The organism is Parasphingorhabdus sp., assembly GCF_965233695.1.
In the GTDB taxonomy this organism is placed as follows: Bacteria; Pseudomonadota; Alphaproteobacteria; order Sphingomonadales; family Sphingomonadaceae; genus Parasphingorhabdus.
Window position 1 is genome coordinate 2,085,600 of the sequence record NZ_OZ247497.1, and the last position, 11,856, is coordinate 2,097,455.

Consider the following 11,856-nt stretch of genomic DNA (forward strand, 5'->3'; position numbering starts at 1 on the left):
TGCTCCCCTGTTACTCTGTGAATGTGACGACATTCACAGAATCATCTGTTCCCCAGGCACATGGCGGAGCCACCATTCCTGATTGGAAATCTGTTTGCCGTTGCGATCAATGATGGTCAGCGTCGCCGCGGAATCGGCCTGACCGTTGATCGAAATGAAATCACCGTCAAAGCTGGTGAACGTCGTTTCCATAGGGTCACCATAGGTTGGCGCCTGTTCCAGCAAAATTCCGACCGCGACACGCTCGCCCATGCGCAGGCTGTCATAATAGTCGGAATAATAGTGGACGCCCGCCATGTTCCGGCCAATCGAGATGTTGGCAGCCAGTTTGTCGAGTTCGCCCTGTATGGTCAGCGCTCCCGCGAACTTGCTGTCCTGCACCAGACGATTGCCATTGGCATTGGGGACATAGACGATCGGCGTGCCATCCGGCTCGACCAGCGGCCGTTCGACACCACTGTCATTGCCTTCGAACATCTCGAAAAAGGCTTTGACCATCGTGACACAACCACCAGCCACCGTCGCATGACCGGCACCATAAGCCGGGTGCATCGGCGATCCTTCAGGGAAAGCCATGGGGAGCAGCAGGTTGCAGTCATCGAAATTGCTGAAAGGCGTCGAGCCACCAGCACAGTCGGTCAGACGCATATCGTTCATAGCGGTCTCGTTTTGCGCCCCATTATGGGCGATCAACGCTGCCTTCAGCGCGTCGGGCAACTCGCCGTGCATTTGCTCAAACGCCGCTTGTGCATCGCCCAGCTTGTCGGCATCGCCGCATTCGACCAATGCCATGCGCCCACCCATCAACTCGGGACGGGCCCGGCGGTGATAGTTGAATTTTTCGCGTCGGACGGCTTTGAGGCACCGTGTCGCCACTTCCGTGACCAGAGACAGAATGTGCGGTCCGCCAAAGGTGGCAAAGGCGGTGCGTCGCGGTGATCCGCTGCTGCTGTCCCGAAAACCCGGCTCGGGAAAGCCTTTGGAAGCAGGAACGCCCATGGCATCGATGATCAGTACCGCATTGAGATAGGCTTCATAGAGCGCATCAAAATGTACATAGGTCGCAAGATCGCGGGGTGTCGTAATGAACCGGCGTTTCTCCTCGAACAGGTTGGCACCGCGGAAGTCCGCACCATTTTGGACATCGCGCCAGGTTGGCCAGTCAGTCATATGGTCAAGGCAGCTTTTGTGGACTGTTGTCCGCTGGTCGATGGACAGGCTGCCATAGCGGATGAAACCATCTTGGAGGTCATAGCCCGCATCCTTGCCGGGGAAGCTCGCAGCTCCTCCACCAGGACCAGCCAAGCCGGTATTGCCAATCAGCATGAACTGCGACACGTAAGGCCCGGCGAGCGAACCTTTGGTCGAACCGCGGAACACCGTTTCGGTGGTGAGAGGGGCGGTAACCGGATTGCTGTCATCTTGCGTCCGGGCAAAGCGGCGATTGCGCTCAAAATTGTTAAGCCCGTCTGCGTCAACATATGGCGGGGTTGAGGATGTCACGCCGGTACCATTGAAAAACGGCATGCTGTTGAGCGCGTCAACCATCTGAGCAGATGTCAGCTGTGCATCACTGTCGCCGTCGCATAGTTGCTTGGCGCTGTCGCCGGCACAGATGCTGGTAAATGGTACATCGCGCAATAGTGCGAGGCCGTAGACTTCGGCCATTTCAGCGGCTTTTTCCGATGAGCCAACGCGCGGAGCAGGGGCCATGCCAACGCTGTCCGCATCCGGCCCTTGCAATTCATAGACATGACCGGCACGCGGGCTTTCCCAGCCGCGCCATTGCGGTATCTGGCTATTCACCGTGCACTGAAATGTGGGTTCGCTTGTTTCCGCAGCGCGGTCCGTCGCGTCCAATACATGGTTCTCAAACAGATTGGTGTCGTCGCTATTTATTGCCTCGACAAATGTGCGATAATCGTCGCCAAAAGAGAGTATGCCAAATTCATCATGATGCAATCCCTTGGTAAAGTTGGTGGGGAATTTGGAACCGGCATAATCCAGTTCCTCGGCATTATTGCGCGACGCGGCATGGGGCCGGGTCCGCGATATTTCCGCTGCCAGTTCACGCAGTTCTTTGGCTTTACGGGCTCGTTCGGTGCCATTGGGGCAGGGTACGCTATGTGGTAGTTTCATTTTTACATCTCCTTGGTTCAAGAAAATGCGACCTGAGGCGGCGTCCGGTTTCTCTGGGGGAGGATCGCTGCTTCTGACCGAGGAGATACAGCCAAGTCATTCCCGTCCGATTGGAAAAAATGGACATGCAAGTCTTTGCAAAATAGGCGTTTTTATCCTATTTAACAGATAAGTGGATGAGAATGCAGTGAATATTTCAGCGGTGGAGCGCGCGACAGAAAAAAGCTAAACCACTGCTATTAAACAGAAAATTTATTCTCGATTATGTAAAATAGGGTCGGTTAAAGCTAAACCAGGCCGAGTTTGGAAAGTTCTCCGAGCATCTCGGCGGGCATTTCCTCCGCGCCTTCCGCGCCTTCACCCAGATCAGCCGGCGCGTCTTTCTCTTCGAGATAGCGCCAACCCTGATGCGCGCGGCGGGGTATCGTCTGAACAGCAATCAGTCTCGGCTCCAGACGGATCCACTGGCGGCCTTCGCCATTTTCCATGAAGCCAATGATTGGACTGCGCCCGACAATTTTTTTCTGATGGATCCAATAGAGCGACCCGCCGACCATTTCGGCATGCCGCTTGGGCAGGTAGCGGGTGGTCAGCCGCGCTTCGCCAAGCTCTTTATGTGATTCCAGCCAGGCCCTGAGGGTTGCAGGACTTTCACTACGAAACGCGATCTTGGTCATGTTGAGCGGCATGCTGCTTATCTGTGGGCCACGGCCGGATTAGTCAAGTTGTGTCCGCTGCCTGTCCTGCTCCACACACAGTTCAAACCCAAATCAGGGCACTTCTAATATTTTCTATTGCAAATGATTATCAATATCATACAGTCGCAATCGAATCTGAAAGAGGAGATGCGAATATGGGAACATGGTCGGGAAGGTCGGCGCCGAAAAAATCGGGAGCAGAGAAATCGGAGTCCAGCAACCTGAGGACTGACAGTCTTGCAAAACTGATGGCTCCCTTGCCCCACCTGATGTCGCTCGCTGCCTCAGAGGCACGAATTATCATGTCACTGCGCGTCGCGGTCATGAGCCAGAAATGCTATCGCGACTCTCGCCCCTATCTGCAGGACCGCCTCGGTGGGGAGCTTGCAGCCAACCGGTTTCTCATCCTGGTTGAAGCCATTGGCGAGGCTTGGCCCGAAAGCGTGAAAATCGCCCGCGCCTGTTGTCCGCACACGATGCCGGACGAGATGCTGCTGCTGAATATGCTGTGCTGTGTAAGGCAAGAATGTCGGCCTGGCTTCGACGCCCTGATCTGTGAGATGATCGCGCCATGCGGTCGCGATCGCATCTATACTGATATGCGTAATTTTGCGTCGGTCTATAAGCCTTGGCTGGTCGACAGTCGCTCGGGATGACGACCGGTTGCCTTAGCTGTTATCGGTTGATGCGTTCAAACATAAGCACGTCGCTATCCTTGTAGCGACTAGTCCCCGTCTCCTGATATCCCAGCTTGCCAGCCAGTTTTATTGACGGTCCATTGTCTGGGCTGATGATGCAGACAGTTTTCTGTGGCGAAAATTTACCCTCCAGCCATTTTTGCGCAGCGGTCATGGCTTCAATTGCATATCCTTTGCCCTGGCCAGCGGTTGAGAACATCCAGGCGGCTTCGTGAAACGGATCAAATTCGGGACCCAGGCCGCGCCGGAAATCGCTGAAACCGGCATCGCCAACATAGCGAGCGGTTTCTTTTTCAATGATGGCAAACAGACCGTACCCACAAACGTCCCATCGCCCGAAATGGGCGAGAAACCGTAACCAGGCCTCGTCATCTGCCGAGGGCTCTCGCCCGATATATCGCATGACTTCCGGGTCTTGCGACATCGCTTTATAATCAGCAAAATCACCAGCGATATGAGGGCGGAGCAATAGTCGCTCGGTTTCAATCATGTCTAAGCCCTAGAAACTGACCATACCGCTTGCAACCGCGAGGCTTAGGAAAGCCAGAAAGCCCATGGTGTCGGTGATCATGGTGACGAATACGGATGAGGCCAGGGCTGGATCCTGATCCATGCGGTCGAGCATAACCGGTACAAAAATTCCCGCAAATCCCGCGATAACAATGTTGATCAGCATAGCGACAGCGATGACCACACCAAGCACCGGGTTCGCAAACGCAATCGCTGTCCCGATTCCGACGAGCACCGCGATGGTCCCGCCATTGAGGATGGCGATCCGGAATTCGCGTCCGATTATCCTGCGGGTGTTTGACCGGGTCAGCTCGTTCATCGCGAGCGCGCGCACCGAAACCGCCATGGTCTGGGTCCCGGCATTGCCGCCAATGGACGCCACAATTGGCATTAATATCGCCAGCGCCACCATCTGCTCAATGGCTGCGCCAAATATGGAGATCACGAAACTGGCGACCATCGCGGTTGCGAGATTGGCGATAAGCCAGCGTACCCGTGCCTTGTAACTGTCGCGGATCGGCTCGTTAATATCGCCTTCGCCGGCACCCGAAAGCAGCAAGACATCCTCGCTGGCTTCATCTTCCACAATGTGGAGAATGTCATCCACCGTGATCATGCCGATCAGGCGACCGTCTTCATTGACGACGGCAGCGGAAATCAGGTTATATTTCTGGAAACGCAGCGCCACTTCTTCCTGGTCCATATCAACCGGGATCAGCGTCTGTTCCCGCTTCATGATATCGGCGACGGCAATGTCGCGGGGGACACGCAATATCCAGCTGAGCTGGCAGGTGCCGACCGGTTTATGTGCGGGATCGACAACATAGACTTCCCAGAATTCGGTAGTCAGGTCGCCATGTTCGCGCAGATAGTCGATCAGCTGGCCGACATTCATATGCTCCGGCACGGCCACCAGATCGCGCTGCATGATCCGGCCAGCCGATTCTTCCGGATAGGTAAGGGCGCTTTCAATTGCGGCGCGATCTTCCGGTTCCAGTTCGGCGAGAACCGCTTGTTGCTCTTCCTCTTCCAGATCCTCGATAATCGCGACCGCGTCATCGGTTTCAAGCTGTTCGGTCAGGTCGGCAATCTGACCCGGCTCAAGCACTTCTATCAGGTCTTCGCGAACATGCTCGTTCATCTCGGCGAGCACATCGGCGCTCACCAGATCGCCTAGCGCTCCGGCCAGCGGCGCGCGTTCGTCTTCGTCGATCAGTTCGAACAGATCGGCAATATCCGCATTATGCAGCGGATTGACCAGTTCTTGCGCAAGATTGCTGTTGCCTTCATCCACCGCTTCGGAAACCGAACGGACAAATTCGTCCGTCAGACGGTTGTCTTCGTCCAGGCTGGGTGGTGCGACATCTTCCACGTCGGGAGCGTCTGTCATCTCGGTCATGTCGATGCTCCCTGTTTGGCGTCACATATGGCGGGTTTGTAGTAGCTGTACGGCTATAATTGCAATCTTTTGTGACATTTATCGAACGCAGCGGGTGATTTTTGTGATTGGTCCCCCTATATGCAGGGCCAGACAATGAACGACTGAAACATAAACTATAAGGAATAGCCTATGGCGCACGAAAAAATGACACTCCATCTCGACACGGGTGATGTTGAAATCAAACTCCGTCCCGATCTGGCGCCCGGCCATGTCGAGCGGATTACCGAGCTCGCTTCCGAAGGCTTTTATGACGGTGTTGTTTTTCACCGCGTGATCGATGGTTTCATGGCCCAAGGCGGTGATCCCACCGGCACTGGCATGTCCGGATCCGACAAACCGGATATTCCAGCAGAATTCAGCGATGCTCCGCACAGCCGCGGTGTCTGCTCGATGGCTCGGACAATGGACCCGAACAGTGCGAACAGCCAGTTCTTTATCTGCCTGGACGATGCCGGTTTCCTCGACGGTCAATATACCGTCTGGGGCGAAGTCACGAGCGGCATGGACGCTGTGGATGCACTGCCTAAGGGTGAGCCACCTGCGCAGCCTGGTGCGATCAAAAGCGTTACACTGGGCTAAGCGCTTTCTGTGAAAGCCTCATTTCTCTCCGGCCTTACATTTGCCAGCCTGTTGCTGGCCTCTTGTGCGGCCGGAGAAGATACCGCAGATGATGCGAAAAATGACAAATCCTTTGTCATCGACCCGGCGGCAGCCGAAACCGGACCGCTTGCAGAGATGCAGGGCAAATGGGCATCTACCCAAGATCCCAAAAACACCATCCTGATAGAAGGCAGCAGCTTCCAGAGCATCTATGACGGTGATCCGCAATATGATGTTCCGATCATTTTTGTCGATAGCTGCAAGACGCAGGTGCCTGATTTTGCGGGCAAAGCTTTCATTTTGGTCGGAAAAGAAAAACAAGCCTGCTATCTGCTTTATTCCGTGTCAGAAGAAAAGCTGAGCTATATTGATGGCACCCGCGGGAGAACATCACGTTTCACGCGGATAGAATAGACTGATAATTGGAGACAAGCGCAATGACTGACCAACCGGCCGAATATACCCCACCCAAAGTCTGGACATGGGATACGGAAAGCGGTGGGCGTTTTGCCAATATCAACCGCCCGATTGCAGGGCCCACCCATGACAAGGACCTGCCGGTTGGCAAGCATCCGTTCCAGCTTTATTCGCTCGGCACGCCCAATGGCGTAAAAGTCACGATCATGTTCGAAGAGCTATTGGCAGCAGGCATCACTGCCGCCGAATATGACGCTTGGCTGGTCAATATTGGCGAGGGCGCACAATTTGGTAGCGGCTTTGTCGACATTAACCCGAACAGCAAAATCCCCGCGCTGATGGATCACAGCACAACGCCGCCAACCCGGCTATTTGAATCGGGTTCCATGCTGATCTATCTCGCTGAAAAATTCGATATGTTCCTGTCGAAAGACCAACCCAAGCGCGCAGAAACCCTGAACTGGGTGATGTGGCAAATGGGCAGCGCGCCCTTCCTTGGCGGCGGTTTTGGCCATTTCTATGCTTATGCACCGGAAAAATACGAATATCCGATCAACCGCTATGCGATGGAAGTGAAGCGGCAGATGGATGTGCTGGACCGTCATCTCGCGGACAACGAATATTTTGCAGGCGATGAATATAGCATCGCGGACATGGCGATCTTCCCCTGGTATGGCGGCTTGGCGCGCGGTGTTCTTTATGAAGCCGGCGAGTTTCTTTCGGTGCAAGACTATAAAAATGTGCAGCGCTGGACCGCGCAAGTGGGTGAACGGGCAGCCGTCAAGCGCGGCATGATGGTCAACCGTCCCTATGGTGAGCCGGAGACACAGCTTCACGAGCGCCATGATGCCAGCGATTTTGAAACCAATACACAAGACAAACGGATCGCACGCGGCGAGGTTGAGGCACCGGAATAATGCGGCTCGATAAGCCGCGTATCACGCCGCTATCCGATGCGGAGATGGATGACGAACAAAAGGCCATGCTGGGCGAGCGTTTCCAGCAAGGACCTGTGCTCAATATCTTCCGCACATTGGCCCGCGCGCCAAAGGCCTTCAAAGCGTTTATGTGGTGGGGCGGCTATATGCTGTCGCGCCACAACAGCCTGCCGGAGCGCGAGCGGGAAATCATTATCCTGCGGACCGGGTTTAACTGGAAATCCGGTTATGAATGGGTACAGCACGTCCGCATCGGCAAAGATTGCGGGATAACGGACGAAGAGATTGAGCGCATCAAAGCAGGGCCGGATGCTCCTGGCTGGACGCCGCTGGAAACTGCGATGTTGCGGGCGACGGATGAACTGACCAGTGATAGTTTCGTGTCCGATGCGACTTGGGCAGACCTTTCGGAACTGACCGAAAAACAGCGCATGGATTTGGTTATGACCGTCGGTCAATATACCCAGGTTTCGATGATGCTGAATAGCTATGGCGTGCAATTGGACGAGGGTCTGGAGCTGGACCCCGATCTAAAAGGCTAAGCAGGGACGGTGCCAAAGGGTACCACCTTGTTGTCCACATCATGACCGATATCCGCGCTTCCCAGATAGGGAATGGCGTAGCGGTTACATAAGCGCTGGACAATTTCCTCCGCTTCTTCACCAAAGGGTCGGTTATTTTCTGGTATGTCGCTGACCCGTCCCAAACGGATGCCTGCGAGACCTTTGTCTGCCAGATATGTAGTGACATTGAACAGCGCGCGGTCAAACGCGTAGAGATATTCCGCAATTTCCTCGATCATCAGCACGTGACCTTTGAGATCGGGCAGCAAGGGCGTACCGACCATCATCGCCAAGGTCATCAGGTTGAACGCAGCATATTTCTGACCGGCCTCGACATGGGGCTCCAGCGCAGAAGCATCCTGTCTTACCAACCAGTCGAGCCCGCGCTCGACCGCCACCATGCCGCCATCGCGCCGCATATCAACCGGCATGGGGCCATGCGCCTGCATGCCAATGCCCGCTTTATAGAGTGCGCCGAGCAGGTTGCCGCCATCGCTGTAACCCATATAGGTTTTATTCCGCGCAGCTGGTCCCAGTTGCGCCAAGATGCTGTCTGCTATCCGCGCCGCGCCGTATCCGCCACGGGCAAACCAGATGGCATCAAGCGATGGGTCATTGGCCAATGACACGAAAGCAGAACAGCGCAGATCATCTTTGCCAGCAAAATGTCCTTCGATGGCAAAGCATTGATCGTGAAAGACCAGTTCTGCTTGCGGATGGCTTTTGCTGATGCTGTCAATAAGTTGCTGTGCCTCTTCTTCATAAAGGGGCGTTGATGGCGCGCAAATGCCGATCCTGACCTGTTTCATGAAATTTTTACCCCAACACAATTGCCAAAAAGCTGTCGAGGCCATAGCGGGGGATTATGAGTAAAGACAAATCCTATTATTTTTGCGGCATTGGCGGATCAGGCATGCTGCCGCTGGCGATGATTGTGCGGGAAAAGGGCGCTGACGTGGCTGGTTCGGACCGGGCGCTGGATCAAGGGCGGCTCGCTGCCAAGTTTGAATGGTTGAAAAACAAAGGGGTTGGCCTGTTTGCGCAGGATGGCAGCGGATTGACCTCGGGTGATCAGATATTAATCGCATCGGCAGCGATCGAGGATAGTGTGCCGGATGTAGCCAAGGCCAATAGTCTGGGCTGTGCCCGGATGACCCGCGCACAATTGCTGGCCGAGCAGTTTAACGCCTCACCGCGCAGCATTGCGATTGGCGGGACCAGCGGTAAATCCACCGTGACCGGCATGATCGGCTGGATATTGACCGAGGCCGGTCTGGATCCAACGATCATGAATGGTGCGGTGATGAAAAATTTTGTCGCGGATGATGCGCCTTTTGCCAGTTCGCGGGTCGGTGATGGCAACATCATGGTCAGCGAGGTGGATGAGAGCGATGGTTCTATCGCTCTATTTGATCCTGAAATAGCCGTGCTGAACAATGTCAGCCTGGATCACAAAAGCCTTGAGGAATTGCGGCAATTGTTCGGAGATTTTGCCGGCAAAGCCAAGCATTGCATCTGGAATCGGGATGACGCCGAGACCATGGCCTTGGTCGCTGATCTGGATTTGAAGGACGCCATCAGCTTTGGTTTTTCAGAGGGTGCTGATTTTAGGGCCACTGATATTGACGAAGCGCCGGTTAGCAGCCGCTTCATTCTGTCGGCGAATAGCGATGACTATCCCGTCACCATGCAAGTGCCGGGTCGTCATAATGTTGCCAATGCGCTCGCTGCTATTGCCGCAGCATCGGCCGTCGGTGTGCCAGTGGCAACAAGCGTCGCCGCTATCGCCCAGTTTAACGGCCTTGCCCGGCGTTTTGATGTGGTCGGCACAGCCAATGACATCAGCGTGATTGATGATTTCGGCCACAACCCGGACAAGATTGCCGCCACGCTGCAAACGATGAAGGCCTTTCCAGGCCGTATCATCGCTTTTTTTCAGCCACATGGTTTTGGCCCGATTCATAAAATGGGCGCTGAACTGGCGCAGGTATTTGCGGACATGCTGGATGGCGATGACCGGGTCATCTTGTGCGATCCCGTCTATTTCGGCGGCACGGTGGACCGTACTATTGGCAGTGAATCCATAACCGATGCAGTCAATGCAGCCGGTGGCATGGCCAGTCATATTGCCGGTCGTGCGGAATGCGGGGATCATATTGTGCACATTGCCAAGCCCGGCGATCGTATTGTCATCATGGGTGCGCGCGATGATACGCTGAGTATATTTGCATCCGATATTTTGGCGAAACTCGCCGTCAATCAATAACGGCTATTCCAACGCAAATCAGGCCCTTTATAAGGGCCTGATCGTTGGTGATTATCGCGGGTGTCAAAAAAAATTTAGTTTCGACTTGTATCAGGGGCTGACGGGATCGTCGTCATCATCATCGTTGATGATCGTCAATGTAACGAAAGTCGCAGCAATACCGGCCGCCAAGACGGCGATGATCGTATCACTACCCCCGCCAAGATTATTCGCCTGTTCCTGAGTCGCAGAAACACGCTCAACGCTTGTGCTGGATACGGGAGTGACCGCTTGTGACTGGGCCATAACCGGGACTGTCGAGAGGGATAGAGCTGCTAAAGCAGTCAAAGTCTTGAAACGCATGCATTTTCTCCAATATCTTTTTCAAGCACTATTATAGTACGGATTATCCGTACAATAGTTCCCCAATATTTGGTTTTAAGGCAATAAATGCCGACTATGCGCGACGATTCTTGTTTATTATCATAAAATCAAATAAATGTCATGGAGGTCTAACAGTTTAACCCGCACGCTTCGTCGCTTAGAGACCTGCTCTGACAACCCAGTCATGGAAAATCCGCACGGCGCGATTTTTCTTGTCCCGTTTGCGGCAGACAAACCAATAGGAATAAGGGCTGTCGATATCATAGTCGAACAGCCGTGCGAGGCGCGGGTCATTGGCGTCGGAGAAATGGCCACCATGCATGATCGCGACACCAAGGCCTTGTGCTGCCGCTTCCAGCATCAACGGGCCACTGTTCATCTGGTCAATGCTTGCCGGATCCAGGTCAGGCAGACCAACGGCCTCTTTCCAGCGATCAAAGGCCTTCGCCATATCGCTATGGATGAGGATGTTATGCCCCTTCAGATCTTCGGGCGTTTTTATGGCATTGGGGCCGTTGACGAGATCCGCGGCGGCAATCGCATAGACCTTGTTGCTGTCGAGCTTCACCGAATAGAGATTGGGATCCACATGATCCGCAATGATGATCGCCGCATCGATCACGTCACCCAGCATATTCTCGGCATGGGCAGACGTATCCACGTCAATATGCAGTTTGGGGTAAAGTTTTCGCAGTTCGGGCAGGCGCGGTACAAGCCGGGTTGCGCCGAATAGCGGCAAAACCCCCAGGCGCAGCCGCAGGTCGCTTCCGCTGACGGTCATCTGTTCCACCGCCTCGCCAATGGTTTCCATTGCCGGTGCAACCGCCTCAAGCAGTGATTGGCCATCCTCGTTGAGGACCATAGCCTGATTGCGCCGTTCAAACAGCGGTTTGCCGATATGGTCTTCGAGCGATTTGATACGGCGGCTTAATGCTGGAGCAGACAATGCCAGTTCGGCAGCAGCCGCTTTTGATGAGCCGAGTCTCGCGACTCGGATAAAGGCTTCAAGAGCACGTAGGGGAGGAAGACGTCTCATGGCTGACGTCTTATCGAGTTAAATGCGGATTGTGCAACGCAAAATTGCAAGAAATTGAAATAGATTGGCTAAATCGCGCCAATAGAAGAATTGTCTTATTGCAAAAAATGCAACCAATAATGTTTATTTCGCACTTGCAACATAAGCGATTCTCGCCCAAATAGAACTCGCCTTTCAGGCATCCTCT

General features: G+C 54.3%; 13 protein-coding genes. 6 read left to right on the forward strand and 7 right to left on the reverse strand.

Annotated elements, in window-relative coordinates:
• Positions 1-33 precede the first annotated feature (33 nt).
• Both ACO6S1_RS09905 and ACO6S1_RS09910 read right to left on the reverse strand, forming a co-directional pair.
• Positions 34-2,139, reverse strand: coding sequence for a hypothetical protein (locus ACO6S1_RS09905; protein ID WP_422346115.1), 2,106 nt, complete (start codon positions 2,137-2,139; stop codon positions 34-36).
• Positions 2,140-2,426: 287 nt separating this feature from the next.
• The gene (locus tag ACO6S1_RS09910; RefSeq protein WP_422346116.1) at positions 2,427-2,828 is read right to left on the reverse strand and encodes a DUF1489 family protein; all 402 of its coding nucleotides are present in this window, start codon (positions 2,826-2,828) and stop codon (positions 2,427-2,429) included.
• A 164-nt stretch (positions 2,829-2,992) separates the two neighbouring features.
• Between ACO6S1_RS09910 and ACO6S1_RS09915 the strand changes: the two genes are divergently transcribed.
• Positions 2,993-3,493 carry a hypothetical protein gene (locus ACO6S1_RS09915; protein ID WP_422346117.1) on the forward strand — a complete coding sequence of 167 codons (501 nt, stop codon included), beginning with the start codon at positions 2,993-2,995 and terminating at the stop codon, positions 3,491-3,493.
• A 19-nt stretch (positions 3,494-3,512) separates the two neighbouring features.
• Here ACO6S1_RS09915 and ACO6S1_RS09920 read toward each other — a convergent pair whose 3' ends face one another.
• A complete protein-coding gene (locus tag ACO6S1_RS09920; protein ID WP_422346118.1) occupies positions 3,513-4,025 on the reverse strand; it encodes a GNAT family N-acetyltransferase in 513 nt (170 codons plus the stop codon).
• Between the two features lie 9 nt (positions 4,026-4,034).
• Entirely contained in the window at positions 4,035-5,444 is a 1,410-nt protein-coding gene (mgtE, locus tag ACO6S1_RS09925; RefSeq protein WP_422346119.1) for a magnesium transporter, read from the reverse strand.
• A gap of 171 nt (positions 5,445-5,615) precedes the next feature.
• Here mgtE and ACO6S1_RS09930 point away from each other — a divergent pair, with 171 nt between their 5' ends.
• From ACO6S1_RS09930 to ACO6S1_RS09945, 4 genes are read left to right on the forward strand one after another with little or no spacing between them, the layout of a single operon-like run.
• Positions 5,616-6,065, forward strand: coding sequence for a peptidylprolyl isomerase (locus ACO6S1_RS09930; RefSeq protein WP_422346120.1), 450 nt, complete (start codon positions 5,616-5,618; stop codon positions 6,063-6,065).
• 9 nt (positions 6,066-6,074) lie between these two features.
• Positions 6,075-6,500, forward strand: coding sequence for a hypothetical protein (locus tag ACO6S1_RS09935; RefSeq protein WP_422346121.1), 426 nt, complete (start codon positions 6,075-6,077; stop codon positions 6,498-6,500).
• A gap of 23 nt (positions 6,501-6,523) precedes the next feature.
• On the forward strand, positions 6,524-7,420 hold the full coding sequence (yghU, locus tag ACO6S1_RS09940; RefSeq protein WP_422346122.1) for a glutathione-dependent disulfide-bond oxidoreductase: 897 nt from the start codon (positions 6,524-6,526) through the stop codon (positions 7,418-7,420).
• Positions 7,420-7,983 carry a carboxymuconolactone decarboxylase family protein gene (locus ACO6S1_RS09945; protein WP_422346123.1) on the forward strand — a complete coding sequence of 188 codons (564 nt, stop codon included), beginning with the start codon at positions 7,420-7,422 and terminating at the stop codon, positions 7,981-7,983. Before yghU ends, ACO6S1_RS09945 begins: the two co-directional genes overlap by 1 nt.
• On the opposite strand, the gene ACO6S1_RS09950 is transcribed toward ACO6S1_RS09945, so the two are convergent.
• Entirely contained in the window at positions 7,980-8,813 is an 834-nt protein-coding gene (locus ACO6S1_RS09950) for an LD-carboxypeptidase (protein WP_422346124.1), read from the reverse strand. The genes ACO6S1_RS09945 and ACO6S1_RS09950 overlap by 4 nt on opposite strands.
• A 56-nt stretch (positions 8,814-8,869) precedes the next feature.
• Between ACO6S1_RS09950 and ACO6S1_RS09955 the strand changes: the two genes are divergently transcribed.
• On the forward strand, positions 8,870-10,270 hold the full coding sequence (locus tag ACO6S1_RS09955; RefSeq protein ID WP_422346125.1) for a glutamate ligase domain-containing protein: 1,401 nt from the start codon (positions 8,870-8,872) through the stop codon (positions 10,268-10,270).
• A 90-nt stretch (positions 10,271-10,360) separates the two neighbouring features.
• Here the strand turns inward: ACO6S1_RS09955 and ACO6S1_RS09960 are convergent, their stop codons facing one another.
• Together ACO6S1_RS09960 and ACO6S1_RS09965 are read right to left on the reverse strand one after the other, a co-directional pair.
• Positions 10,361-10,612, reverse strand: a complete 252-nt coding sequence (locus ACO6S1_RS09960) for a hypothetical protein (protein WP_422346126.1) — start codon at positions 10,610-10,612, stop codon at positions 10,361-10,363.
• Positions 10,613-10,790: 178 nt separating this feature from the next.
• Entirely contained in the window at positions 10,791-11,669 is an 879-nt protein-coding gene (locus ACO6S1_RS09965) for a LysR substrate-binding domain-containing protein (RefSeq protein ID WP_422346127.1), read from the reverse strand.
• Positions 11,670-11,856 lie beyond the last annotated feature (187 nt).